The organism is Rheinheimera sp., from assembly GCF_037442345.1.
GTDB lineage: Bacteria > Pseudomonadota > Gammaproteobacteria > Enterobacterales > Alteromonadaceae > Pararheinheimera.
In genome coordinates, this window is record NZ_JBBIQL010000020.1 from 18,784 (window position 1) to 42,885 (window position 24,102).

At 51.3% G+C, this 24,102-nt stretch carries 24 protein-coding genes and 1 other RNA gene; 14 read left to right on the forward strand and 11 right to left on the reverse strand.

Annotation, left to right across the window (positions count from 1 at the left end):
* Positions 1-10: 10 nt before the first annotated feature.
* Positions 11-1,333, forward strand: coding sequence for a tRNA lysidine(34) synthetase TilS (gene tilS, locus WKJ04_RS13135; protein ID WP_337880819.1), 1,323 nt, complete (start codon positions 11-13; stop codon positions 1,331-1,333).
* On the opposite strand, the gene WKJ04_RS13140 is transcribed toward tilS, so the two are convergent.
* Positions 1,324-2,226 carry a GGDEF domain-containing protein gene (locus WKJ04_RS13140; RefSeq protein WP_337880820.1) on the reverse strand — a complete coding sequence of 301 codons (903 nt, stop codon included), beginning with the start codon at positions 2,224-2,226 and terminating at the stop codon, positions 1,324-1,326. The genes tilS and WKJ04_RS13140 overlap by 10 nt on opposite strands.
* A 120-nt stretch (positions 2,227-2,346) precedes the next feature.
* Complete coding sequence (locus WKJ04_RS13145) at positions 2,347-3,504, reverse strand: patatin-like phospholipase family protein (protein ID WP_337880821.1); 1,158 nt, start codon at positions 3,502-3,504, stop codon at positions 2,347-2,349.
* 116 nt (positions 3,505-3,620) lie between these two features.
* On the opposite strand from WKJ04_RS13145, the gene WKJ04_RS13150 reads away from it, so the two are divergent.
* The 6 genes from WKJ04_RS13150 (at position 3,621) to WKJ04_RS13175 (ending at position 7,018) form a co-directional block, all read left to right on the forward strand.
* Positions 3,621-4,493 (forward strand): DUF3014 domain-containing protein, encoded by an 873-nt coding sequence (locus WKJ04_RS13150; protein ID WP_337880822.1) that lies wholly within the window; start codon positions 3,621-3,623, stop codon positions 4,491-4,493.
* Positions 4,493-5,080 (forward strand): 1-acyl-sn-glycerol-3-phosphate acyltransferase, encoded by a 588-nt coding sequence (locus WKJ04_RS13155; RefSeq protein ID WP_337880823.1) that lies wholly within the window; start codon positions 4,493-4,495, stop codon positions 5,078-5,080. The genes WKJ04_RS13150 and WKJ04_RS13155 overlap by 1 nt, the downstream gene beginning before the upstream one ends.
* An 82-nt stretch (positions 5,081-5,162) precedes the next feature.
* Positions 5,163-5,260, forward strand: an RNA gene (gene ffs / locus WKJ04_RS13160) — signal recognition particle sRNA small type.
* A gap of 101 nt (positions 5,261-5,361) precedes the next feature.
* Complete coding sequence (locus tag WKJ04_RS13165) at positions 5,362-6,159, forward strand: c-type cytochrome (RefSeq protein WP_337880824.1); 798 nt, start codon at positions 5,362-5,364, stop codon at positions 6,157-6,159.
* 340 nt (positions 6,160-6,499) lie between these two features.
* Positions 6,500-6,685 carry a DUF4160 domain-containing protein gene (locus WKJ04_RS13170; protein WP_337880825.1) on the forward strand — a complete coding sequence of 62 codons (186 nt, stop codon included), beginning with the start codon at positions 6,500-6,502 and terminating at the stop codon, positions 6,683-6,685.
* A gap of 75 nt (positions 6,686-6,760) precedes the next feature.
* A complete protein-coding gene (locus WKJ04_RS13175) occupies positions 6,761-7,018 on the forward strand; it encodes a DUF2442 domain-containing protein (protein ID WP_337880826.1) in 258 nt (85 codons plus the stop codon).
* Between the two features lie 234 nt (positions 7,019-7,252).
* Here the strand turns inward: WKJ04_RS13175 and WKJ04_RS13180 are convergent, their stop codons facing one another.
* From WKJ04_RS13180 to WKJ04_RS13190, 3 genes are read right to left on the reverse strand one after another with little or no spacing between them, the layout of a single operon-like run.
* Positions 7,253-8,740 carry a parallel beta-helix domain-containing protein gene (locus tag WKJ04_RS13180; RefSeq protein WP_337880827.1) on the reverse strand — a complete coding sequence of 496 codons (1,488 nt, stop codon included), beginning with the start codon at positions 8,738-8,740 and terminating at the stop codon, positions 7,253-7,255.
* Positions 8,737-9,897: a cytochrome c peroxidase gene (locus WKJ04_RS13185; RefSeq protein WP_337880828.1), complete on the reverse strand. Its 1,161-nt coding sequence runs from the start codon at positions 9,895-9,897 to the stop codon at positions 8,737-8,739. Before WKJ04_RS13185 ends, WKJ04_RS13180 begins: the two co-directional genes overlap by 4 nt.
* Positions 9,894-10,520, reverse strand: a complete 627-nt coding sequence (locus tag WKJ04_RS13190; protein WP_337880829.1) for a c-type cytochrome — start codon at positions 10,518-10,520, stop codon at positions 9,894-9,896. Before WKJ04_RS13190 ends, WKJ04_RS13185 begins: the two co-directional genes overlap by 4 nt.
* Before the next feature lie 203 nt (positions 10,521-10,723).
* Here WKJ04_RS13190 and WKJ04_RS13195 point away from each other — a divergent pair, with 203 nt between their 5' ends.
* The 4 genes from WKJ04_RS13195 to WKJ04_RS13210 all read left to right on the forward strand — a co-directional run bounded on the left by WKJ04_RS13195 (position 10,724) and on the right by WKJ04_RS13210 (position 15,607).
* Entirely contained in the window at positions 10,724-13,252 is a 2,529-nt protein-coding gene (locus WKJ04_RS13195) for a TonB-dependent receptor (RefSeq protein ID WP_337880830.1), read from the forward strand.
* A gap of 89 nt (positions 13,253-13,341) precedes the next feature.
* Positions 13,342-13,716 (forward strand): DUF3019 domain-containing protein, encoded by a 375-nt coding sequence (locus WKJ04_RS13200; protein WP_337880831.1) that lies wholly within the window; start codon positions 13,342-13,344, stop codon positions 13,714-13,716.
* On the forward strand, positions 13,716-14,405 hold the full coding sequence (locus WKJ04_RS13205) for a response regulator transcription factor (RefSeq protein ID WP_337880832.1): 690 nt from the start codon (positions 13,716-13,718) through the stop codon (positions 14,403-14,405). Before WKJ04_RS13200 ends, WKJ04_RS13205 begins: the two co-directional genes overlap by 1 nt.
* Positions 14,402-15,607: an ATP-binding protein gene (locus WKJ04_RS13210; RefSeq protein ID WP_337880833.1), complete on the forward strand. Its 1,206-nt coding sequence runs from the start codon at positions 14,402-14,404 to the stop codon at positions 15,605-15,607. The genes WKJ04_RS13205 and WKJ04_RS13210 overlap by 4 nt, the downstream gene beginning before the upstream one ends.
* 9 nt (positions 15,608-15,616) lie before the next feature.
* On the opposite strand, the gene WKJ04_RS13215 is transcribed toward WKJ04_RS13210, so the two are convergent.
* The 3 genes from WKJ04_RS13215 to WKJ04_RS13225 form a co-directional block, all read right to left on the reverse strand.
* Entirely contained in the window at positions 15,617-16,225 is a 609-nt protein-coding gene (locus WKJ04_RS13215) for a LysE family translocator (protein ID WP_337880834.1), read from the reverse strand.
* Between the two features lie 50 nt (positions 16,226-16,275).
* A complete protein-coding gene (locus tag WKJ04_RS13220) occupies positions 16,276-16,776 on the reverse strand; it encodes an LURP-one-related family protein (RefSeq protein WP_337880835.1) in 501 nt (166 codons plus the stop codon).
* A 71-nt stretch (positions 16,777-16,847) separates the two neighbouring features.
* Complete coding sequence (locus WKJ04_RS13225) at positions 16,848-18,941, reverse strand: amidohydrolase family protein (protein WP_337880836.1); 2,094 nt, start codon at positions 18,939-18,941, stop codon at positions 16,848-16,850.
* A 172-nt stretch (positions 18,942-19,113) separates the two neighbouring features.
* Between WKJ04_RS13225 and WKJ04_RS13230 the strand changes: the two genes are divergently transcribed.
* Entirely contained in the window at positions 19,114-20,130 is a 1,017-nt protein-coding gene (locus tag WKJ04_RS13230) for a hypothetical protein (RefSeq protein WP_337880837.1), read from the forward strand.
* Positions 20,131-20,177: 47 nt separating this feature from the next.
* Here WKJ04_RS13230 and WKJ04_RS13235 read toward each other — a convergent pair whose 3' ends face one another.
* The 3 genes from WKJ04_RS13235 to WKJ04_RS13245 form a co-directional block, all read right to left on the reverse strand.
* A complete protein-coding gene (locus tag WKJ04_RS13235; protein ID WP_337880838.1) occupies positions 20,178-20,516 on the reverse strand; it encodes a PDZ domain-containing protein in 339 nt (112 codons plus the stop codon).
* A 105-nt stretch (positions 20,517-20,621) separates the two neighbouring features.
* Positions 20,622-21,401, reverse strand: coding sequence for a transporter substrate-binding domain-containing protein (locus WKJ04_RS13240; RefSeq protein WP_337880839.1), 780 nt, complete (start codon positions 21,399-21,401; stop codon positions 20,622-20,624).
* Between the two features lie 136 nt (positions 21,402-21,537).
* The gene (locus tag WKJ04_RS13245) at positions 21,538-21,786 is read right to left on the reverse strand and encodes a DUF3297 family protein (protein WP_337880840.1); all 249 of its coding nucleotides are present in this window, start codon (positions 21,784-21,786) and stop codon (positions 21,538-21,540) included.
* Positions 21,787-22,062: 276 nt separating this feature from the next.
* Here WKJ04_RS13245 and WKJ04_RS13250 point away from each other — a divergent pair, with 276 nt between their 5' ends.
* Both WKJ04_RS13250 and WKJ04_RS13255 read left to right on the forward strand, forming a co-directional pair.
* Complete coding sequence (locus WKJ04_RS13250; protein ID WP_337880841.1) at positions 22,063-23,208, forward strand: ParB/Srx family N-terminal domain-containing protein; 1,146 nt, start codon at positions 22,063-22,065, stop codon at positions 23,206-23,208.
* Between the two features lie 2 nt (positions 23,209-23,210).
* On the forward strand, positions 23,211-24,065 hold the full coding sequence (locus WKJ04_RS13255; protein ID WP_337880842.1) for a restriction endonuclease: 855 nt from the start codon (positions 23,211-23,213) through the stop codon (positions 24,063-24,065).
* Positions 24,066-24,102 lie beyond the last annotated feature (37 nt).

Sequence of the window (24,102 nt, forward strand, 5' to 3'; positions counted from 1 at the left end):
GCGGTTTTTTATGACCTCTAAATTACTGCAGGCGCTGATGGCGTCACTCAAACCCCTGGCGCCACAAAAGCTGGTACTGGCCTTGTCTGGTGGGCTGGATTCCATGGTGCTGCTTGAGCTCTGTGTGCGTCTGCGTCGCGCACATCAGTTCGAACTGGAAGCCGTTTATATCCACCACGGTTTAAGCCAATACGCCAATGACTGGGCCACCTTCTGTGCCGAGCAGTGTCTGCTGCGCGCCGTGCCTTTTCAGTCGGTCAGGGTGAAGCTGGATGGGGGGGCCAATCTCGAAGCCAAAGCCCGGCAAGCTCGTTATGACGCACTGGCAGCTTTTGTGCAGCAGAGCGATACCGTGTTGCTGACGGCCCATCATGCCGATGATCAGCTGGAGTCTATGTTGCTGGCGCTCAAACGGGGCGCTGGTCTGGCTGGCCTGGCCGGTATTGCTGCAGTGCAGCCTTTTGCGCAGGGCCATATGCTGCGGCCTTTACTGGCATTTAGCCGTGCCGAGCTGGAAGACTTCGCGGCAGCAGAACAACTGGATTTTGTCGAAGATGACAGCAACAGCAACAGCCGCTTTGACCGCAACTTCCTGCGCAACGAAGTGATCCCTTTGTTGCAACAGCGCTGGCCGAGTTTTCGCAGCAATGCACTGCGCAGCCAGCAGCATGTGCGGGAGCTGTGGCATTGGCAGCAGCAACAGATTGAACCTGTGCTGTCTCAGGTGCAGCAAGGGCAGCGGCTGAATTTGCAGGAGCTGGCGCAGTTTCCACTGATTGAACAGCAGCTGTTGGTACGGCACTGGCTGGCCCAATGGCAACTGAACCCGTCCAGTGGCTGGCTGAGCACTTTTTTTACCGAGCTGGTACAGGCAAGGCAGGATGCGCAGCCATTGTTGCAGCTGGAGCAATACCAGCTACGGCGCTTTCAGCAGTGGGTGTACCTGCTTGAGCCGCAGTTTGCTCCCGAGGCGCAAAGTCTGGTTTGGGACGGCAGCCTGCTGCACTTACCACATGAGCTGGGCAGCGTGCAACTGACCACAGAGGGGGAAGGGACGGCACTGCTCTATGATACCAGCCTGCCGCTGCAGCTGTGTTTTGGTCAGTACCACTGGCCATTTTTACCTGCCGGAGCCCGGCATCACAAAACACTGAAACAATGGCTGAAACTCTGGCAGATTCCGCCCTGGCAAAGAGCGCAACTGCCGGTGCTGGTGCAGGCAGGACAGGTGCTGGCGGTGGCTGGGATCACAGGGAACTGTGCGGACGATCAGGCGAAGGCCCGGCTGCTGTGGCAACACGGGCCCGATATTCAAAGGCTGGATCAGGCCTGATTCAACAGTGACACTTTGACGGCGTTTTTACCGGCCAGTTTAGCCTGTGCCAACGCATCGTCGGCGCGCGCAAACAGGGTGGCGGCTTGCTCACCCGGTGTCAGCTGAGCTAAACCAGCGCTGGCAGTCACTTCAAACTGCTGACACTGATGGTGCTGGTTGATGGCTTTTACCAGCCGGTGCGCCACCAGCTCTGCGCAGGCGGCATCTTCTGCACTCAGGACCACCGCAAACTCATCGCCACCAAAACGGAACAGGCCGTCGCTGGCACGCAAGGTCTGACGCATGGCATCCGCTACGGCCAACAGCACATCATCGCCAGCATGGTGGCCATAATTGTCGTTGGTGTGCTTAAAGTTATCCAGATCCAACAGGATCAGGGCACAGTCTTCGTTGCGTCTGTGCGCCAACTGCAGCGCTTTGGCAAACTGATCGTCAAAATGCCGTCTGTTGCCCAGGCTGGTCAGACTGTCGCGCAGCGCCAGCTGCTGTAAGCGGGCGACCACCAGCGTATTGCGCAGCGGGTACAACCATTGCCGCTCCAGTTGCCATAACTGGTGTTGTTGCATAGGGGTGACCGGATGTTCCGACTGATAACACAATTCGGCCAGACACTGGTCGTTCAGCATCAGCATACTGCGGTGTTCCGATTCAGCCGGCTCCGACCCCGAAGCCAGATATTTGCCCACTGCAGTCTGTAATTGCAACGAACGCAGCGGCAAGACTTTGCCGGCCGCCATGGAGAAAATCTCCAACTGCTCGGCCAGGTCCAGGCTGGTTTGTAATTGTTCGGTTAAAGATACCGGATCATCGGACGTCCATTGCGGTTGCTGAGTCACACCCGCATAACTGGCGCCAAACAGCGCCATATCCTGTAAGCCAAATAATTCCACTACTTTTCTCCGCAGTGCTGTAGATAAGCGGGATAAGCAGGGATTGTGCCAGTTTAGTAAGTGAATGATATTGCAGATATTTTCAAATCACTGAGCACAACTGTTGGTTTTTTGACGGCTTTAAGTTGCCGCTTCATCCTGTAAAAAAGCCAGAATGGCCGACATTTGCCGCATCGCGTCTTCGTAACCCAGTTCAATCAACCGCCTGGTATAAGGTTTTTCAAACAGCAGGTAACTGGTCAGGCTCGACTCGGAATGTTGGCTGATGCCAATGAACTTCAATAAAGTACGGACCGCCAGCGGCAGGTTTAAAAAATACTGGCTGGCAATCTGGTTAAAGTTGACGCTGGGGTTGATCAGGTAACTTTCCACTTTTTTTAAGTCGCTCTGAATACCATGTTGTTTCAGCGTATCAATGGTTTTATTGATGCGGTTCATCCGCTCCAGATCGGCATTTAACGTGTCGGCAAAAATAGTATCCAGCAAGTGCCCTGCCACTGTCGCCAGGCCTGGGTGATGTGGCATCTGATGACTGAAATCCGGCGGTCGTGGGGGTTCCAGGCCAATAATCAGAATTTTGTCCGCCCCCAGATGAATGGGTGCGCTGAGCGGCGACAGTTGGTTGACTGAGCCGTCACCAAAGTACTGCTGGTGAATACGCACCGAAGGAAATACCAAAGGAATGGCGGCAGACGCCATCAGGTGTTGAATGCCCAGCAGGGTTTTGCGGCCCCAACGTTTGGCCCGGCGCCATTCCTGAGCCAGGTCTGACTGGAAAAAGGTGATGGAATCGCCCGTGTTGTAGCAGGACGCCGTGACCGACACACTGGACAGGTAACCGCCCTGAATATTGCGGTCGATGCGCTGCAAATCCACTATGTTATGCAGCAACAGCTTAAGGGGTTTGTTATCAAACAAACTGACAGGTTTTTTATTGGCATAATCAGCCTGAAAATTACTTAAAAAGCCCCGTAATAAATGCCAGCCCAAACGCAGGTAATCGGAAAAATACACCTGACCTGTGTGAAAGTTGCGCCAGACAAATTCAATTTTTTTCACCCCCAGGTGAAAACAGGAGGCATAACAGGCAATGCCGGTACCGTTAATGGCGCCGGCCGAGGTGCCGCAGATAATGTCAAAGGGAATGGCGCTGGTGCGTGGATAGTGCTGAGCTATGGCTTTGAGCACCCCCACCTGATAAGCCGCCCTGGCGCCACCTCCGGTCAGCAGCAAGGCTATTTTCTTCGTTGATTTTTTTTCTGTTTTGCTGGTTTGCATCGAAACTTCTTAACCAAAACCGCAGTCTGTTGATATATATTGCTGAAAAGCCAAATAAATGCAACGCTAGAGCCGTTTTCAACCGGCCTCTGGCAGTGAAGAAGGATAAGGGAGTTATGACAGAAAAAACGCCTGGCTCAGGCCAACAACAATACTATATTGGTCTGGCTGTGGTCCTGGTAACTATTGCGGTGCTGGCCTGGTTTTTTCTACGCGAAGACACCGCTGCGGACGCAGAGCCTGTGCCGGTGGCGCCCCCGGTGACCCAGACTCAGCCGGAACCTGCTGATGTACTGACCGCACAGCAGGAGCCTGTCGACAGCCTGACGGTACAGGCCGAAGATGAAACCCCATTGCAGGAGCAGCCGCTGCCCGATGCGGTAGAGGTGGAACCCACTCCGTCACTGCCGAATCTGGATAATTCCGACACTGAAGTAAAAGCAGCGGTACTGGCGATGAAATGGGCGCCAGGTTTGTCGTCCTTATTTGTGACTGAAGATATGATCCGCCGCTTTGTGGTGTACGTCGACAACGTGGCGCAGGGCACCTTACCGAAGAATCAGCCATTGTTTCAGCCGATGACAGAGAAGTTTATGGTGGAGCGGCAGGACGGCCAGGTGCTGCTCAGCCCCAATAACTTTGTCCGTTATGAGCCTTACCTGCAATTGCTGGAAAGTATTTCCGTGACAGAACTGAAGCAGGTGTTTGAAAAGTATTACCCGCTGATGCAGCAGGCGTATCAGGAGCTTGGTTACCCGGATGCTCAGTTCCGCGACCGTGTGCAGCAGGCCATTAAAGTGCTGCTGGAAACACCGGAAGTAGCGCCACCTATAGCGCTGGAGCAGCCGAATGTGTACTACACCTATGCGGACAGCGCCTTGCAGGAGTTGCCATTGGCACAGCGTCAGATGATTCGGCTAGGGCCAGTGAATCAGCAGCGGCTGAAAAAAGTGCTGCAGGCCCATCAACTGGTGCTGGCGCAGCCTTAATGCCTTATCGCCAGACGCCTGAAAACTGGCCAAAACGCCATAGCCGTTTTGGCCGTTGCATTGGCCGCTTGCTGCTGAAGTTGCTCGGCGGCTGGCAAATCACCGGGCCCATGCCACAGCAAAGCAAACTGGTGCTGGCTGTGGCTCCTCATACTGCCAATCAAGACTTTTTCATTGGTATTGCCGCCGTACTGGCGCTGGATATCAAAGTGTCGTTTTTAGGCAAACACAGTATTTTTGTCTGGCCGGTGCGCGGTTTGTTAACCCGTCTTGGTGGGATTGCGGTGGACCGCAGCGCAGCCCATGGTGTGGTAGGGCAGGTGGTGCAACGCTTTGAGCAAAGCGACGCCATGTTGCTTGGGCTGGCGCCTGAAGGTACCCGTAAAAAAGTTATACAGTGGAAATCCGGTTTCTGGCACATTGCCAAACAGGCCGATGTGCCAGTGGCGTTGATTGGGCTGGATTATGCCAGCCGTGAAGTGCGTTTTGGTCCTTGCCTGAAGACAGGCGAGACTTTTGAGCAGGATATGCAACTGTATCGTGCGTTTTTTCAGCAAATAACAGCCCGTTACCCGGAAAATGCCTGAAGCAGCCATTCCTGCCTTGCCATCCAGGGGGCTTTTACGGATAATGCGCGCACCGGTTTACCGGTACCTTCAATGGTGACCTCATCGGTCCTCCCGCAATGCTAGTTTGTTCACCTGGTCAGGTCCGGAAGGAAGCAGCCAAAGCAGACAATGTGTGTGCCGGGATGCCGGCTGGTGAGGTTGCCACCCAACATTTGCGTAAAACTTCAGCCGCCGCTCTGGTTTGTAAATTCCCTTTTTCGTTGTAAGCTCAGACAGTCTTTGTCTTTGGGTCATGCTTTATGCGCCATCTGATCAGGTTCTGCGTTTTGCTTTGTTGCTTTGACGTTTTTTCTGCCGACCTGACTGTCAGTCTGCCGGGTAAGCAGGCTGAATTCAGTCTGGCGGAGCTGAAGCAGCAATTGCCGCTAAAAACTGTGCAGTTGTATGACCCTGTCTATGAACAACAAAAAAGCTATCAGGGCTTTTTACTGACGGATGTGCTGACGCTGGCAGGCTACCAAAGTGCTATGCAGGGCGATGAATTAAAGCTGGTGGCCAGCGACGGTTACGCCCCGGCCATGCCGCTGAGTTTACTCTCTGGTGAACCTGTTCTGGCTTTTGCCGAAGCTGGCAAAGCCGATTTTGAGTTTGAACCTGTCACCCAAGGCAAAGCCAAGTTATCACCGGCCCCTTTTTACCTGGTCTGGACCCAGGGCGCCGCCGCCAAACAGCAGCCCTGGCCTTATCAGCTGGTGAAAATTGAACTGGTCAGTTTTGCCGAGACGTACGCCGCACTTTACCCTGGCGGGGTTGCGCAGGATTCTGCGCTGTATCAAGGCTTTTTGTTGTTTAAAAGCCAGTGTTTAAGCTGCCATTCCATCAACCTGCAGGGCGGTGAAGTCGGGCCTGAGCTGAATGCGCCGAAAAATGTCACTGAATACTGGAGCGAGGCTAACCTGCGCGCCTTTATCAAAGACGCCAACAGCTTTCGCTATAAAAGCAAAATGCCGTCTTTTAGCCATTTAAAGGACGAGCAAATCGAACAGTTACTGGCGTTTTTACGCCATAGCAAAGAGCGTAAGGTGAAGCTGAAATAACCCCACCTTTTTCAACCGACCCTATTGATACCTACTCCTTAACCCAGAAAGTTGGTTTATTGTGGGTAAATTTTCCTCTGGAATTTGTTTTCTAGCTTTAGAAATTCATGGCGCGATTCCAATGAGTGCAGTCGTTGGAGTCGCTTTGCTGTGTTTGTCATGTTTTTAATTTGGGGACGGGTGGAAGTAAAGACTCTGCTTGGTGCGTTAAATAATTTTCGTATCTACACTACCATTACTTTTGTTGGAGTTGTAATTGCCGTGATCCTTTCTATTTTCATTGGCTTACCTGTGATTTGGACTGTTATTTTATGCTGTACTTTCGGTAGTGAGGATTTCAATGCCAGTTATTAGCCGCTTTTACGGCGTTTTGATTGCTATGCATTTTAACGATCACAATCCGCCGCATGTTCATGCAAAATATTTGGGTTATGAAGCGCTGTTTGCATTTGACGGAACCATGCTGGAAGGAGAGTTACCTAAACGTGCAGCAGCCTTTGTTCAGGAATGGAGTGGAATACATTAAAGTGAGCTGGAAGAAAACTGGCGTCGGGCTAAAGCCGGTGAACCACTCAATTACATCGCACCGCTGGAGTAAATAATGTTGCATATTAAATCTGCAAAGTACCTGACTGATTACAAAATTTGGGTTGCTTTTGATGATGGTACTTCTGGCGAAGTTGATTTGAGCGGGGAGCTCAACGGACCAGTCTTTGAACCTCTGAAAGAGATTGCGGTGTTCCGGAAGCTTTGTGTTGATCCTGAGCTTGCAACTGTGGTCTGGCCAAACGGCGCTGATTTTGCCCCTGAATTCCTTAAAGGGTTATATACCAAACAAAGCCAGCTGACAGTTGTTTAACATTGGCGAAAAAGCGTCAATCTACCAACAAGCCGGTGGTTGGTGACTGCGTAGTGAGCGATATAAAAGTGAGCTCGGGAGGCGCGAGCGGGCGAACGCAGTAGTCTCCAGCCGCCGGATTATTTGCCATAATGGCTGTCGTTCATTCGGCTGGGTTCTGATTTGATGCAAAAGGGCGCAGCAACCCACGCCCCGTATCAAATAACAAGTCAGAGCTGAAGCTCTGACCCTCTGTTACTTCGTTACTGACAACATATATTCCGCCACGGCTAAACGGGTTTCTTCGTCCAGATAATCCTGTTTGGGCATGGCCGGGAAGTCTTCGCGTTTTTTCACCGGGTTGGCAATGTAGTTGGCCAGGCCTTGTGGGTCGTCCAGATACAGGCTTTGGATCACCTGAACCGGCGGACCAATTAAACGGCCAGTGTAAGCGTGGCAACCGGTGCAAATACCTAAATAAGCGTATTTACCTTTGTCTTTCGGGTCGACTGAACGCGGTGCGGCAGGGGTATCCAGCAGGTAACTCACCACATTGTCGGTGTTGGTAAAACCACAGGCTGGCCAGCTGCCCACGCCAACAGTAATGTACTGCTGCGGGTTATTGATGCAGCTGTTTTTAGTGTCACCTACACGCACTATATCCGGGTTGCCTTGCTTCAGCTCAGTGGCCAGCAGCACCTTGGCTTCAGGAATGGTGTCGTAGCCGTTGTTGTACATCAGGTTATTTAAAATCATCACCTCGTCAGGGTAGGGGTCCGATTCCGGGTCCAGCGTCGTGTTTGGCGCATTCTGGTGGTCGGTCACAATGATACCAGCCGTTTTATTGCCGATAATCAGGTTGTCTTCCACCACCACTTTGTCGGCCGCCATAATCAGAATGCCGGTACCAGCCGGAATGCCAGCCACAGTGGACCCCGGCGCACCAAAGTTTTTGGTGTTGTTATTGCTGACCCAGTTGTTACGGATAATCACATCCACCGTATCTTTAATCGGCAGACCTGGGGTGACAAAGGCCAGAATGCCGCCAGTGTTGTTGTGCACAAAGTTGTTTTCAACCACGGCATGGCGGCTGTTTTCAATTTCAATACCGGCCACACTGTCGAACACCTCATTATTGGCCACATGAATATGGTCGCTCATGCCAATGTAAATGGCTGCGTCTTCTATGCCGGAAATCACATTGTGCTCGACTATACCGTTGTCACCCAGCTGCGGGAAAATACCGTACACGCCGGTGTCTTCAATAATGTTGTTTCGGATCTCAAAGTTATTCCCGGCCTGGCCCATAATGCCGTTGCCTTTGTATTTGGTGATCAGAAAATTCTCCACCACTATGTTGTTGCCCGAATACAAAATGGCATCGTTTAAATGGCCGTCACCAAAGAGCCGTGGCCGCTTGCCTTCGATAATCACACCCGACAGACGGATATTGTCTTTGTCGATATAGACAGTTTCAGTGTAATCACCGGGCCAGACCTGGATCATATCGCCAGGATTGGCTGCTTTTACCGCATCCATAATCAGCTGGCCGGGCTTCACCTGATGCACAGCACCAGGCGCTGTGGCGTTAATCACCGATTTTTTCTGGTTGGCCGTACCGCTGGCGCCATAGCTGACGTCAGGCTGGTAAGCCGGAGCTGACTGGCCAGAGCCCGACAGGTAACTGCCGGCAATAAATGCGGCCGGAACCAGCAGCGCTAATGCCACAGTGGTTTTTTTCATGGCGAAATTCCTTTGTTGTTGTCGTTGGTGGTTTGCAGCTCTGCCGGTAACGGCAGGCCTGACGGAAGCTCCTGAGGGATCACAGGCAGCAGGCTTTGATCGGTCAGGGTATTCATAAAAATGGCCAGTTGTTTAATTTCTTCCGGGCTCAGCTTCGGCTCCCAGATATGCCAGTGCAGTTGCAGCTGTTCACCTTTAGGCACGGCATGGCCCCGGCCTTTGGTATAGAACTCTGCGGCTTCTTCCAAAGTGGCGAAACGGCCCGAATGCATATAAGGCGCGGTTAAGGCCACATTGCGCAGGCTGGGCACTTTAAAGCCACCCCGCCATTTTTCTTTGCCAGGCTCACTGCCTGCACCCGGGTCAAACGGCATGCCGTCGGGCTCTGGGGTGCCGATCACCGCTATTTGCTGGTTGGTAAACAGGGGGGGGGTGTGGCACTCCGAACAACGTGCGACAAAAGAGCGAAACACGTTCAGGCCCTTAATTTCTTCATCATTCAGAGCGTCGTGAAATCCGTGGGCGTAGTGATCGTATTTGCTGTTCAGCGAAATTAACGAGCTTTGAAAGGCGGTTAATGCAGTGGCGACCTGAGTTAAATCTATCTGTTCTTTGCCGGGAAAGGCCTGGCGAAACAGCGCTGGGTATTGCGCATTGCTGGACAGTTCCGCCAGCAGCTGCTCCGGTGTATTGGCCATTTCATGTTTGGCAAAGAGTGGAATCAGCGCCTGTTGCTCCAGTGTTTTAGCGCGCCCATCCCAAAACAGCTGTGTGAAGTAGGCTACATTCCATAAGCTCGGCGCGCTGCGGTTGCCACTGTCGCCATGGGCGCCAGTGCTCAGGGCTTTGCCGTCGCTAAAACCTAACGCCGGCTGATGGCAGCTGGCGCAGGCTTGCTGATGATTGCTGGAGAGCAGCGGGTCGAAAAATAAAAACCGGCCTAAATCAATTTGTTGTGGGCTAAAGCCGTCACGGGCCTTGGGTAAGGCTGTTTTGGTGCCACCCACCCCTTTATTCTGCAAAGAATCATACAAATCATAACGGGTCACCAGTTTGCACTGGTTCTGTTCTGTCAGCTCAAAACTGGGCGGGCAATGCTCAGTAAGCTGCAGCGGCTGACCGGTCAGGGCCAGCTCAAACACCAGGGGCAGCATCATGGCAGGCCAGCCCCAATGTAAGCCACCACGGCCAGCACATCCTGTTCGGTCAAGGTTCTGGCCATCATCGCCATCTGGCGGCCGGGTTTGTCGGTTTTATGCTGGCCGCGTTGGCCACTGCGAAAATGCTGTAACTGCAGTTGCAGGTAAGCTGTATTCAATGACGACAAGGCTGGAGCGTGCAAGACGACATTGCCTTCAGCTTTAGCGCCATGGCAGGTGCCACAATTGCCAATGTAAATTCGGCGGCCTTTATCGAGTGTACTGGCCGCTGCAGGCTCTGTCGCCGCCACAGCTTTTGGCAACGCGGCAAAATAACCCGCCAGTCGCTCTATCTCGGCATCGGATAAATTTTTTGCGACAGCCGCCATTTGCTGGCCTGCTGTATCGGTGGCTTGGGCGCCCCGTTCACCCGCCTTAAATTGTTGCAGTTGTTTTTGCAGGTAAGGTTTAAGTTGGGCATCCAGTACAGGTGCACCTGAGGCGATCCGGCTGCTTTCGCCATGGCAGCTCAGGCAAAGTGTTGGCTCTGTTGCCTGAGCAGTACTCAGGCCAATCAAAGCCAATAGCGGCAATAGTCTGCTTTTTATCCACATATCAGCGCCATTGGTAAAATATTGCATTGGAATTGTCTGGCTTAAGCTTGCGTTTTCAGCGCTCCGGGTTCAAACCGAAAAGTGTACAAAATTGTCCAGTTCGCTGAATTTCAAACAGAGCACAGGTAGTATCGAAGTGGACGAGATCCGCCTCTGAAAGGACGCAGTAGAAGGTTCAATGCAGAGCGCACGATCCCAAAAAACAGAACAACAAGAACGGGGAGAAACATATGTCATCTAAGCAATTGCGTGAACGCAACCGCTTTGGCCTGCATCCATTGGCTGCTGGCGTGGTGTTGGCCTTGTGCAGCCAGAACCTGCTGGCACAGCAGGCACAAACAAAAGACGAACCAGCCATTGAAGTGATGACGGTGACCGCACAAAAACGGGTGCAAAACCTGATGGATGTGCCGGTTGCTATCGACAGCATTTCAGCGACAGATTTAAAAGAAACCAACTCAGTGATGCTCGGCGATATCGCCGATTACACGCCGGGCTTCAGCTTCAGCAAAGATGCTGTAGTGCAGGCCAGTGCCAGTATGAGGGGCATTTCCAGCAGCAATATCAGCACAGGGGGGGACCCTTCTGTCGCCATTTTCTTTGATGATTTTTACCTGCCACGGGCGGCGCAGAGTGTGATGTTCTCTGACACCCAGCGCATTGAAATTTTAAAAGGGCCACAAGGCACCTTGTTTGGTAAAAACGCCGCCGCTGGTGTGGTCAATATGATCCCGAATGCACCGTCACAGGATGATGAAGCTTTTATCAAAGCCACACTGGGGAATTACAGCCAAAAACGTTTTGAACTGATGGGCAATAAAGCCTTCAGTGACGAGTTTGCGGTGCGGCTCAATATGATGAGCAACCAGCGTGATTCCTATATTGACAATGTTTACCCGGATTATCAGGGCGAGGAGCTGGGCAACACCAACCATAAAGCCGCCCGACTGGCCGCCTTGTGGCAGCCGACCAGCAGCACCAGGGTGCAGTTGAGCTACGACTATGACGATCTGAACCAGGGCTATGCGCCTTCCATTGGCGTCAGTCCTTATGCCTACAGCATGAAAGTGGCCGACCGAACCATTGAAAATGACGTGATTGACGGCCATGAACGTCGGGACATGAGTGCGGTCTCCCTGAAAATCATGCACGACTTTAATGATGAATGGTCAGGCAAATTCATTAGCAGCAAACGCCAGTGGGAAGTGTCTGGTCGTGACGATTCAGACGGTACCGCCGACAAAACCCGTTACCTCGACACCATTAACTTTGAAGATTCCGACATTTTCTACAACGAACTGCAGATCAACTACCAACAGGACAAACTGAGTTATGTCGGTGGCTTAACCTACAGCAAAGAAAATGTCTACCAGATAACCAGTCTGAATATCATGGCAGACACCATAGCCCGTCTGACCACGGCCGATATCAACGCCATGTTGATCCCGGCGTTGCAAGGGGCCGGTATTCCGGACGAGATGATTGAAATGATGGGCCTGCCTGCTGACCATCTATGGAACCCACAGGACTGGGCCAGCATTCTGAGTGTGATGGCCATGGTGGATCCGGCTGTCGGCGGTTTATTGCAACAACTGGGGGCAGAGCCGTTCAGCCCTGAATTGGTGGCTGCTATTCAGGCCACAGGTGATTTAACTTATCAGGCCATCAGCGCAGGCTTAGGGGTCAACGAAATCTTTGGTCCTTCAGCGGCAGGCCAGTTGTGGAGCGAAGATATTATCAACACCGGCGACTTCACGTCGGTCGGTATTTATTCGGATGTGGATTATCAGCTGAATGAGCAATGGGGCCTGACGGCTGGCCTGCGTTACAGCAAAGATGACAAAGACTTCAGTTGGGAAATTAAAGAGCGGTCTTTTGGCGCCGCCATGACAGGCTTAACCGACTTTTTATTTCCGGTGATGCCACGGCTGGACGCCAGCAACAGCTGGAGTAAATGGACAGGCCGGGCTGTGGCCCGTTACAACCTGACCGAACAGCAAATGCTGTATCTGTCGTATTCGACCGGTTATAAATCCGGTGGGTATGACTCGCTGGACCCGCGCTCGGCTTTTAATCCTTTTGCCCCGGAAGAAGTCAGCAACCTGGAGTTGGGTTATAAAGCCGATCTGTGGCAGACAGTCCGGCTGCAGCTGGGAGCCTTTCACATGGATCTGGACAACAGGCAACGATCGGTGAACAGCAAAGAGCCGGGGTCTGGTGTGGCCGTGCCCATTGTGATTAATGGCGACCAGCAGATCCGCGGTGCTGAGCTGATCCTGGACTGGCAGGCGCTCGACAGCCTGAAGCTCGGTCTGGTGACTGAGTACCGTAAAACCGAATCCAAATGGCAGCAGTTCTACAATGCCGATGGCGATTTGGTGACGGACACCGAAAAAGCCTCTACGGCGGACTCGTACACCCTGAGTGCAGACTGGACGGCACCGGGCCAGTGGGCAAACGGCCATGTCAAACTGCATCTGGATTATGTCTATGAAGAAAACACCAGAGCGGACGATCCGGATATTCTGCCAATCGCGTACAGCATTCCGGCGTATTTTGCCGACCGCAAAGATCTGAATGCCCGCTTGAGCTGGAGCAGCACTGATGATCAGTGGGAGTTGGCGTTGTACGGCAAAAACCTGCTTGACCATGACACCACGGGGGGGATTGGTGGCTGGGCGGCTGATGTATTGGGCACGCCTATTACCTCACTGAACCCACCCCGGACTTATGGAGTGGAACTGCGGTATCAGTTCTGATCAACAGCACAGCACCGGCAGGCCCTGACTTGCCTGGTGCTGTGCCTTCAGGCAGAGTACTCACTTCAATGATTCAGTGGCCCCTTGTTATGCGCACTCTGGTTATTTTTCTGATTGCCTTTATCCCCCTGACTGGTCATGCCAAAGCGGAGCCCCTTCAGTTCAGCCTGAAACCCAGGTTATGCCTGCATTACCCTGGCGAACCCTGTTTACTGCAGTTGTCGGTGCAATGGCAGCAGCAACACTCTTTATGTTTGTTTCTGCAATCCAAAGCGGAACCTTTGTTGTGTGGTACCGCGGTGGATCAACAGCTGCAACTGGTGCTGACGGAACACAGTCGTCTCGAACTGCGCAGCCAGGCAAGCGGAGAGTTGGAGAGTCAGCGGCTGATCCGGGTTGTGCAGGTAGACCTCAATGCAGGTGATCAACTGCTTAAACGCAGCCGCAATTGGGGCACCCCCTGATGCAACATATTCTGTTGGTGGAAGATGACGCGGAATTGTGCCGTTTAGTCGCAGATTTTCTGCAAAATGAAGGGTATCAGGTAAGCAGTTGTGGCAATGCACAAAAAGCCAAAAAGCTGCTGCTGGCCCAGCGCTTTGATTTATTGGTCTGCGACGTGATGCTGCCGGGCAGCAGCGGTTTTGATTTAGTCAAACAAATCCGCCAGCAGTTTAAAGGGCCGGTGCTCTTCATGACGGCACAAACCTCGGTAGGGGCCCAATTGCAGGGGTTGGAGCTGGGGGCTCAGGATTACCTGCTCAAACCTCTGGATCCCCGTATTTTGCTGGCCAAAATCAGGGTGTTTTTGCCGTTACCCTCAGTGGGTTCTGAAAGCATTTATCTGCAGCGGCATAACCTGAAGATTGATCAGGTTGCGGGCCGGGTGTTTCTTAATGCACAGGAATTAAGGCTGACTAACGCCGAATTGCAACTGTTGCAGACCCTGCTGGAAAACTACGGCAGTGTCGTCAGCCGCGAGCGTTTGTTTCGTGAACAACTGACCCGCGAATACGACGGGGTAGACCGCACTATGGATGGCCGGGCGTCACGGCTGCGTAAAAAGCTGCAGCAACAGGACCCGAACTGGAATGTGCAGGTCGTCTGGGGCCAGGGCTATCGTATCAGCCATACGGCCGGAGGCGACCAATGAAGTCGGCTTTATTGCGGTTTTACCTTGGTATTGTGCTGTTGGTGCTGCTGTTATTTTTCAGTCTGAACCAGCTGTACAACTGGTTTTATCAGGGCGACGAAACGGTGGAAGCGGCCCGCAGTATGTTGCATCAGGTGTATTACCACAGCGAGCAACAGCGGCTGCATTGCCGTTTGTCTGACAGTGAAGACTGCACCGACAGTCTGTATATCACCTATCCACGGGGTTATTGGCAACCTCAGCCTGATGTGGTCTATGGCGTCGAAGTGATGCGGGACAACGAGGGCAATGCATCCATGTGCAGTGAAATGCCAGGGGGTGAGCTGATTTGTTTAAGTCAGCTGAATTTGCCCGATGGTGCCGACTTCAGCATCGATTTAGCCCATGTATTTTTGTTGCTGTTACTGCTGTGCCTGTTCTGGCTGAGCCGTAATTTATTCCGGGATGTGGATACGTTAAGACGCAGTGCGCTGCAGGAAATTAAACTCGGCCACCTGCCAGCTTTTCAATTGAGTGACCAGTCCTATTTGCAGCCGTTAGCCAGGTCGTTAAGCCGGATGAACCAGACTATTGCGGATCTGAACTCCCTGCAGCGCGAAATGGCTGACACGGTTTGTCACGATATAAAAACCCCGCTGGCCCGCCTGCGTTTTGTTCTGCTGAATCTGGAGCAGCGCTTAAGTGCAGAGCAATCGGCGCAAATCAGCCGCAATTTGCAGGAAATTGAAGACAATGTGTATGACTACCTGCGGTTGGCGCAACAAAATTTCCGCTCTGAACTGACATTGAGTGAAGTTCGGCTTGACCGGGTATTGCAGGAGCTGATTGACAAATTTTCCACCAATACAGAACACCAGATTAGATTACAGAGTACTGAGCCTTTGGTGATTCAGGCTGATCAAAAACTGCTGCAACGGGCCTTATCCAATCTGCTCAGCAATGCGTTGCGTTATTGCCAGACCAGCGTCTGGATTGAGATTTGTCTGGTGCAGCAGGATTGCCATATTGATGTCTGTGACGATGGTGAAGGCTGGCACAGCGGCAGAGAACACAATACCGATGGCTTGTCGCACCATGGTCTGGGGCTGGCCATAGTGCAGCGGGTGGCTCGCCAGCATGGCGGCGATTTTATCCGGCTGAACCGGGATGAAGGCGGGGCAGTCGCCCGGCTCAAGCTGCCCGTTGGTTCGGCCTCCGGATGAAACCAAAGGCTAGAGTATTGCCTTGATGGCCAGTGCCAGCAGCACCACACCACTGATCCTGTCGATCCAGTGGCCCTTTAGCCGCAACCAGGCCAGCACAGGGCCAGTGGATAACAGCACCGCCACCAGGCAATACCAGAGTGCGTCTATGGTGCCGACGGTAAACATCATCAGCAGGGCCTGGCCCAGATCGGTGTCGCTGTGGACAAACTGACTGAACAGGGCGATAAAAAACAGTGCCAGGTGCGGGTTCAGAAAGGCGATCAGAAAGCCTTCGGCGGCGCCTTTATGGCCTTTGCTTTGGTGCAGCAGCAGTGGCGCATTGGGATCGGCCGGTTTCGCCATCAGCGATTTCACACCCAGGTAGGCCAGAAAAGCCGCGCCTGTGTAACGAATAAGGTCAAACAGCAAGGGGGAGCTGCTTAACAGCAGCGACAAGCCGACCGCAGTCAGCAGTGCATAAACCCCAACGCCAAAGCCATGCCCGAGTGCGGTGGCCACACCATACCCTTTACCTCCCTGTACTGTATTACGAATGATCAAGGCCAGGCTGGGGCCTGGGCTGACCGCCCCCATAAAGGCAATGGCCACCAGCGCAAGATAACTGCTTAAATCCATGAAAAGTCCTGTGTTATTGAATAAATAATTGGCACGGCGTCGAACCTGTATCAGTCGTCATCCACCACAGAGTTTTTCCCTGAGTGCTGGATCCGGTCAATGACTATCACGGCTGCCAGCAACTGGGCTGTCCATTCCGGCGCGTAAATATCCACTCCATAGGTATCGGACCAGCTGAACCAGGCTTTGGAAATTTTCGCCAGCAAGCGCCCCTGTTGCAGGATTTCATAATCGTGCTGCCATAAATTGCCGTTGATCTGCAGCTCACCCGCCGGGCCTGTAATGGTAAAGCGGCTGGTCCAGAAGGGCCAGAAACGTTTGCGGATCAGCCATTCACTGCCATCGGCACAGAGCAGGCGGCAGGCTGGTAACAAGGTCAGGTATTTGCGTTTAATTTTCAGCACTTCCCGGCCTGACGTATCAAACAGGGTCTGGCTGCTGGAGATACTGAACAACTTGCCTTTGGCACTGAACGCGCTGCGGCCGTTTTCATCTGCAATCTCAAAGCTGTCAGTCAGGCTGAAAATTTTTTGTTTAATTTGGTATTTCATCGGCGTTTTTCCCGTTACACAGAGGGTCAATAGCACAGATCAAAAAGCCCCGTCACTGCGGGGCTTCAGTGTCAGTGCAGATGGCGGTGACCGTGCCTGGCTTTCCCCCCACTGTGGCCAGCGGGTTCGGCAAAATCACGGATGGTCACTTCTGTTTTGACAAAAGGTTCAACGCCCAGCTGGCGGTACAACGTGGTTGGGCGGATAGCTTTGTTTTGGGTGATCACCAGCGCCAACTGACGGATATCGCCAATGTTTTTCGTCGGATCGCCGTCCACCAGCAATAAATCAGCGTCATAGCCGGCTTTGATCTGGCCTTTGTGCTGCTCCACCCGGCTGAAGCGGGCTCCATTTAAGGTTGCCACCTGCAGCGCTTCTGACGGCGTCAGGCCCGCTTTGACCAGCAATTCCAGTTCACCCTGTAAGGTAAAACCAGCCAGCTCGTCAGTGCCAGCCACCACCGGAATACCGGCTCTGTACATCATGCCGGTAAATTCCACCATCTTGGCGTACGACCTGGCATAACGCTCCGCTGTGGCCTCATCCGGAATATCCAGTTCGGCACGGGCATAAGCCCGCTGAATATCTGGCGGCAGGTGTTTGACAATGGCGCGCCAGGGCTCACCGACAGTGCCGTCCACTTTTTTCAGAAAATCAAAAGTCGCCAGCGTCGGGTCCACACTCAGGTTATGGTCTTTTAACAGCTTGATAAAGTCCTGCACTGCTTTGCCGTTCAGGTCCAAATCAGCCACCTGTTGAGCCGGCAGGTAAAAACGGTCCAGCGTGCGGGTGTCAGTGTCCGGCTTCACCAGGAAATTCAGCATCAGCTGGTTAATGTGCTGAATTTCGTCAAAGCCTGCATGCACGGCATCTTCTGCTTTCAAAAAGGCAGGCACATGGCCGCTGACCCGCAGGCCACGGCTGTGTGCATAAGCAACCGTCTGTTTCAGAATGTCTTTCGGGAAGGAGTTGTAAATTTTCAGCTGCGGGTAGCCGTGTGCAGCGTACCAGTCGATGGCTGCTTTGGCTTCATCCAGCGTGCTGATCACAAAACCGTTGCGGGCGGAAAAGGCGCTTTCACCTTCTAAAAAGCCTGTTGGCACTATAGTGGGCGCCAGCAACTGGCCCTGCTCAATTTCATCCATCATCTGCTGCAGCGTGGCGTTGTCATTGCCCATATCGCGTAAGGTGGTGACCCCGGCCGCAAGATGCAATAAGCCTTCCCAGCGGGAAATATGGCCATGCATATCAAACAGGCCCGGCAGCACAATGCGGTTGGCCGCGTCGATCTCATGCTGTACGGCACTTTGCAGGCTGCCTGCGGGCACTATGGTGGTGATTTTGCCACGCAGCAGGTAAATATCACTGGGGTGGCTCAGCTGCATGGTGACAGAGTCAAACACCCTGGCATTACGCACCACGGTCAGACCGTGCAATTCTTTGGGCAGCTCAGTGGCCACTTTTTCCAGCAGCTGAGTTTCGGCTTTTTGCTGGATCTCCATCATGGCTTTGGCATTGTCCTGCCAGCCTTCTTCAATCAGGGTCAGGTAACCCGGGGCCAGGTAAGCAAATAGCCGTGCATTCTCGCCTTTGGTCGCCCAGACAAAACTGGGCTCAAAACCTACACCGGTTTGCACCAGTAACTGCACCTGTTGTTTTTCGCCACCTTTATCAACAATCAGCTCGCTGACCACTTCCTGCTTTAAGGTGCCGCTTGGCAACAGCGGCAGGCTGTTGGTTTTGTTTTTCGCCATGGCGCTGATGGCAATGGATGCCAGGAAAGGTGAGCCGTCGACAGGCAGATAAAGTGCCTTGCCATCGGTTTTTGCCTGCTGTTGTTCTTTGCCTGTACTCCAGCTGGCCGTGCTGCCGTCGAGCTTAAATTGTTCGTTAATCACCGAACCAAAAGTGGTATTGCCTTTGGCCTGGTAGTCACTGATCAAACCTGCGGCATTGAGTTTAATCACTTCATCCAGCTCTGGGCCCCGGCCATTGTCTTTAAAGATGTAACGGACTTTGATATCGCCATTGTCGCCAATAGTGACCAGTTGCTCACCGGCTTTGTTGCCTTTATCCACCAGAATTTGGTAGTTCAGTTGTTCAGCGGCAAAAACGGAGGTGGAGCAGGCCAGCATAGTGAGCAGGCTCAGTGTTTTGAATTTCATGGAATTCCCTGTTTTTATTGGTTTGCCCCAGCATAAAACAAAAGTGCAGCCAGGGGTAGGCGAGGGGGAAATAAGTTCTGAGCTGGAATTTTGTCGGGTAGTCTCGCAATTTGTTTTCAATTTGGGGGGGGTGTACGGTATTGTTATACCTTTGTAAATAAGGAGTTGTTTGATGAAATATGGATATGTGTCGGTGTTCGCTTTGGCGTTGGCTGGCTGTGGCGGTGGTTCTGGCGACGGTACCGAGGACGTGCCAGCGCCGTTATCAGTGGCTTATACCGGGGTGTGGGGTATCGACGGACTGGCAGTAGTCATGGTTTCCCAAAGCAGTATCAGCACTTATGTGTTTGATGACAGCAAGGGTTGTTACGAAGCGGACTTTTTTAATGTGGTGGCCAGCACGGCCAATTCGGTAACCAGTAAAGACGTGACCACAGGCGAGCAAAGTACAACGTCGTTCAGCCTGGCTGGCGCGGCGCTGAAACTCAAAGAAGGCAAAGACGAGCTGGAACTGCCTGCGCTGCAAAGCTTTTGGCCGACACCGGGCTGCGCCAATCCGCAAAATCTGACCACTGTGAAAGCGGAGCTGGAATTGGCTTATTTACCTCCTTCAGTCACTATCAACAGAACTGCTTCGCAACTTAGCCAAATTGAATACAACTACGCGATTTCGTTCGACCTGAATAAAAATGGCAAAACCGATGAGGGCGATATTGCTTTCCAGATCCTGCATTTTAACAATCCACAGTTTTTCCCGGCCAATCATTCGTTGCCACTGGTCGATTTAGGGGCTCAGATTTGGACCAACATTCCTGAAAATGGCACGGGTCGTCTATTGTCCACTAGTCTCTTTTCAACCATGGCTATAGGTCTGCAGCAACAGGGCAACACCTTGACCTTTGTTGCGCAAGTCCCACAACATGCGGCGCTGATGAGGTTATCCGAGGACACGCCAGTAAGAGCTCAGGCTTTTATCCGATACTCGCAGCCGGAAACTACTGTTCTGCCAGGTTATGCCGATGGCCCCTGGAAGTGGAGCGACGCAGAACATGTTGATGTGCTGCCTGAGTCGGGAACTTTGATACCGAACACCTTTGTCGACCAACGGATGACGGACCCGGCTGGCGATTTACTCAAAGGTCAGGCCCAGTGGGTGGATATTAAATCGCTGAAGCTCACGTACAACTGACCGGTGGCAAAGGCCGCTCGGGCGGGCGTTGGCACGCCTGAGCTGTCTTATTCGAAGAGGATGCTGACCAGTTGCTCCGTCCCATCAGGATTGGTGACCTGCAGCTGCAGTGTTTCACCAGCAGATTTTTTCATCAATTTGCGTGCTTTGTCGGCTGGACAGCCAGGGATTTTGCAGTCATCAATAGAGACAATACGCTGTCCTGCAAGCAATCCGGCTTTTTCGGCCAAAGAGCCGGGATGAACCTGTTTAATTTTAAATTCTTGTACTTCTGGGCTGAACATACCGCTGACGCTGACATCTCCTACCAGGCCTAAACCTGCAGCCATCGTCTGAGAGGACCAACAACACACTACTATCAGTGCTGTGACTAGCGACTTTTTCATAAAATTCCTTATCCGCGGTGTGATGGGAAATAATGATTTTTAACTTTTTTGTAACGGGGGCAGCGTAGCTGTCTTAACCTGAGTTTGGCAAGTAAGATCTGAGACTTATTGCAGCACCGTACTCCAGCCATATTTTTGCAAAATGGCTTTATGGGCACTTGAGCCATAAACTTTGGCCCAACTTTGCCGCAGGTGATCACGTTGTTGCTGGCTCAGCGCTTTGCGGCTGGCCGCAAAATACACTGGGTTGCGGTTGACCAGCAGCTGTTCAACATAGTCAGCCGCCTGTTCTGGATGGCTGCTGGCCCATCGCTCGTATTGGGCTTTTTCACCAATGATGCCAAGCACTCGTTGATGTTGCAGAAACGCCAGTTGATGGCTGATGGTTTGCGCCAGTTGCAGTTTGCGTTCAAAAGCGGGATTTTGCCTTAATTGCCGATAATCTTCGCCATAAAATCCGTCGCGTAGTACGGCGATTTTACCAGGCAGCTGCAACAGGTCATTCAGTGTTCTGACCAGGGGTTGATAATCCCGCCGCAGTACCAGCACCATTTCTTCCATATAGTGGCTGCCAATAAAATCGGCATAGGTTTCGCGCTCCGGTGTTTTGGATAAGGTCATCACCAAATCCAGCTCGCCCTCTTGCAACATCAACAATCCACGGGCCCAGGGCACCTTGATAAGTTGAATACTGCAATCAGCACTTTCAGCCAGCAACTGGAGCAATTCCTGCTGTAGCGCAAACCAGCGGCTGGGCTCAGTCGTTGTGCTCTGATGCGGTTGCTCAGTGACAGGAACGGTCAGGCTGCATGGACTTGAATCAGCAAAGGCGGGGCTACAGAGGAAAACGACAGCGGCGCAAAAGGTGACAACCCCAGAGCTCATAAAAGGCATTCACTATGCTTGAAAGGAAAAGATAATTTCAGCATAGCTGCAAAAAGTGAAGTAACGCAGTGACGGAAAAAAAAGACTGCAACAGGGCAGGTAAAGCAGGCTGTCAGGCAGCCTGCCTGAATCATGTTCAGCGGTAGTAGGCCTCGACTGTGCCTTTAATGCTGATCAGCAGTGCATTGCCACGGCGGTCCACCGCTTTGCCGGCCGGCACTTTGACCCAGCCTTCACTGATGCAGTACTCTTCCACATCAAAGCGTTCTTTGCCGTTTAAGCGAATGCCAATATCATGTTCAAAAACAGCGGCATTGTAATGTGGGCTGCGTGGGTGGACAGAAAGGCGGTCCGGTAAATCCGGGCGGGCTACAGTATCGTTCATGGCGTTGGCCTGTCAGTTAAAAAAAGTGCGTTATTGTAGGCAATTGCCTTAGGGCTGCTCAAGGGGGTTTGGATGAAGCTAGGTAATTTTACATATCCTAAATGACTATGCCACAAATAATGTAGAGCATTATCGACTAACGATTGCAAGGTTGGAATGTGATTTAAGCTCTCAGTTTAGCTGTTCTGAAAAGGACTCCGAAAAAATGTTTTGTTGGTGTATCATGCAAATTAAGTGTAAGTATGAATGATTTAGTCATTAGGCAATGGAAATTATATGAATACTTCGATTACTCCGTTACATCAATCTTTAACCCCTGAAGACATCCCCCTAAACCAAATATTTCTTGATCCGAATAATCCTCGATTTACTGTTGCAGATTGGACGTATATTCCAATGGAACAATGGGATAAGGATGATATTCAGGAGGTAGCGCAGCGGCGGTTGTTAGCAGACTTCGATGTTGAAAAGTTAAGAATGAGCATGGAGGTTAACGGATTTCTTCCAATTGACCGAGTGATTGTTAAGAAATTTGCTGAAGGGAAGTATGTTGTTTTAGAAGGTAACCGTCGAATATGTGCGGCGAAACTTATTGGTTCCATAGCCATGGATGGTTCGAATGTTTCTCCTGCTGTATTGGAATCACTTGCACTTATCCCTTGCCTTCAATACACAGGGACGGATGATGACGCTGCTTGGGTTTTTCAGGGGCTTCGGCACATTTCAGGTGTAGTTGAATGGTCTGCTTTCAATAAGGCTAAGCTCCTGGTGGAACAGATGGAGAAAGACAATCTCAGTTTAACAGAAGTTGGTAAGCGTTTTGGGCTAACCCCGCATGGAGCAGGGCAATGGGTTAGAGGATATAGTGCTTTCCATCAAGCCCGTCAGTCTTCTGACTACATCAATGAAGTAGATGAAAATTCTTATCCATATTTCCAAGAGTTGTTTGGTAGGAGCTCAGCGCCAATCCGTGAGTGGTTAGGTTGGGATGAAAACGCCTACGAATTTACCGATAAATTAAATTTTGATGAATTTATTTCTTGGTTATACCCAAGACCGAAAGATGATGCCGACAATGGCGGATCAAAAAAAGGGAATTTTGGAAACCGTCGTCTAGCGAGGCGAGATGATCTAAGACAACTTTCAACCTTACTTGTCAATACTAAAGAATTGTTTGAGCAGTTTCGTAATGGGGTCGAGCTAGAAGCTTGTTATTCTCATCTGTTAACTCGGCAGTATGAAGAAGAAAACAAGAAAAAAGCAGACCCTGTATTAGACCTTTTTAATGCTGTCGAACTTTGTGTAAAATGCATTGGAAATGTACCTTATAAAGCTATGATGAATCAAAGTACGCGTGGCGAAATTCTTGAAGAATTAAGAAAGCTAAAAGATGCAATAAATGACATCACCACACCTGCATAATTATGAGTGAAAAAAAATTATTGTTAGCCGCCTTACTGAGAGAAAATATAAGAAATAATGTAGACTTTAGGGCGGTGTTAAGTTCACTCGCGGAGCGTAAATTAGGGAAGTCTAAATTAGATGCTGAATCTTTTGCGGATGCAAATATAAGAAGATATTGGAATTGGATAACCAAAGAAATTGACTTACAATCCTCGAGAGGGATTGTTCCATTTTTCACCTTCGCGGATAACGGTGGTTATTCTTTTTCTTCAATAACTTACGATTTGTTATCTTCTTCATGTCAAAGCAATAAAAAGCTTGGGAAGCTCGTCTCGTTAAGGCCCTCCACGTTAAATCAAATAGATTCCTTGACTGAACGTGAGTATGAGGCTCTTTCTTGTGTTGTATGTTCAAAAATTGGAAGTATTAAAGTCAAATTGACCCCGCCTGGGAATGAAGGTGGGATTGATTTTTTTGCGACGATTTCGGTAAAAAATGCGTCCCATATTTTTTCTGCCATAGGGTCAGAAGTTCGAATCGTTGGTCAATGTAAGAAATATAAAGCGCCAGTTCAAGTTGACCGGCTGGATCAGTTTATTAGTACATTACAAAATGTTAGGCATCGTAGTGATAGAGTTAGAAAACATATTCCGTCGTGGTTCTCTGAATCACGAGGACCAATAGTTGGTTGGATTATTGCACATTCAGGATTCCAAACTGGTACGGCGGATGAAGCTAAAAACCATGGAATTATACTCTCTGATTCGCTAGATTTGGCGGAAGTTCTTTGCACTTCAATTGTGGGGGATGTTGACAACATATGCCCAGATACTTTTGCACAAGCGATATCGGACGAGTGTAGGATGTTTCTCTAAGCATAAAAGTAGTTCAATTAATTCATTAGCTTAAAAC

Bases quoted from the DNA above. Each gene is read 5' to 3' on its own strand.
- tilS (WP_337880819.1), top strand. From the start codon at position 11: ATGACCTCTAAATTACTGCAGGCGCTGATGGCGTCACTCAAACCCCTG.
- WKJ04_RS13145 (WP_337880821.1), bottom strand. From the start codon at position 3,504: ATGCAAACCAGCAAAACAGAAAAAAAATCAACGAAGAAAATAGCCTTG.
- WKJ04_RS13150 (WP_337880822.1), top strand. From the start codon at position 3,621: ATGACAGAAAAAACGCCTGGCTCAGGCCAACAACAATACTATATTGGT.
- WKJ04_RS13155 (WP_337880823.1), top strand. From the start codon at position 4,493: ATGCCTTATCGCCAGACGCCTGAAAACTGGCCAAAACGCCATAGCCGT.
- WKJ04_RS13165 (WP_337880824.1), top strand. From the start codon at position 5,362: ATGCGCCATCTGATCAGGTTCTGCGTTTTGCTTTGTTGCTTTGACGTT.
- WKJ04_RS13170 (WP_337880825.1), top strand. From the start codon at position 6,500: ATGCCAGTTATTAGCCGCTTTTACGGCGTTTTGATTGCTATGCATTTT.
- WKJ04_RS13175 (WP_337880826.1), top strand. From the start codon at position 6,761: ATGTTGCATATTAAATCTGCAAAGTACCTGACTGATTACAAAATTTGG.
- WKJ04_RS13180 (WP_337880827.1), bottom strand. From the start codon at position 8,740: ATGAAAAAAACCACTGTGGCATTAGCGCTGCTGGTTCCGGCCGCATTT.
- WKJ04_RS13185 (WP_337880828.1), bottom strand. From the start codon at position 9,897: ATGATGCTGCCCCTGGTGTTTGAGCTGGCCCTGACCGGTCAGCCGCTG.
- WKJ04_RS13190 (WP_337880829.1), bottom strand. From the start codon at position 10,520: ATGCAATATTTTACCAATGGCGCTGATATGTGGATAAAAAGCAGACTA.
- WKJ04_RS13195 (WP_337880830.1), top strand. From the start codon at position 10,724: ATGTCATCTAAGCAATTGCGTGAACGCAACCGCTTTGGCCTGCATCCA.
- WKJ04_RS13200 (WP_337880831.1), top strand. From the start codon at position 13,342: ATGCGCACTCTGGTTATTTTTCTGATTGCCTTTATCCCCCTGACTGGT.
- WKJ04_RS13205 (WP_337880832.1), top strand. From the start codon at position 13,716: ATGCAACATATTCTGTTGGTGGAAGATGACGCGGAATTGTGCCGTTTA.
- WKJ04_RS13210 (WP_337880833.1), top strand. From the start codon at position 14,402: ATGAAGTCGGCTTTATTGCGGTTTTACCTTGGTATTGTGCTGTTGGTG.
- WKJ04_RS13215 (WP_337880834.1), bottom strand. From the start codon at position 16,225: ATGGATTTAAGCAGTTATCTTGCGCTGGTGGCCATTGCCTTTATGGGG.
- WKJ04_RS13220 (WP_337880835.1), bottom strand. From the start codon at position 16,776: ATGAAATACCAAATTAAACAAAAAATTTTCAGCCTGACTGACAGCTTT.
- WKJ04_RS13225 (WP_337880836.1), bottom strand. From the start codon at position 18,941: ATGAAATTCAAAACACTGAGCCTGCTCACTATGCTGGCCTGCTCCACC.
- WKJ04_RS13230 (WP_337880837.1), top strand. From the start codon at position 19,114: ATGAAATATGGATATGTGTCGGTGTTCGCTTTGGCGTTGGCTGGCTGT.
- WKJ04_RS13235 (WP_337880838.1), bottom strand. From the start codon at position 20,516: ATGAAAAAGTCGCTAGTCACAGCACTGATAGTAGTGTGTTGTTGGTCC.
- WKJ04_RS13240 (WP_337880839.1), bottom strand. From the start codon at position 21,401: ATGAGCTCTGGGGTTGTCACCTTTTGCGCCGCTGTCGTTTTCCTCTGT.
- WKJ04_RS13245 (WP_337880840.1), bottom strand. From the start codon at position 21,786: ATGAACGATACTGTAGCCCGCCCGGATTTACCGGACCGCCTTTCTGTC.
- WKJ04_RS13250 (WP_337880841.1), top strand. From the start codon at position 22,063: ATGAATACTTCGATTACTCCGTTACATCAATCTTTAACCCCTGAAGAC.
- WKJ04_RS13255 (WP_337880842.1), top strand. From the start codon at position 23,211: ATGAGTGAAAAAAAATTATTGTTAGCCGCCTTACTGAGAGAAAATATA.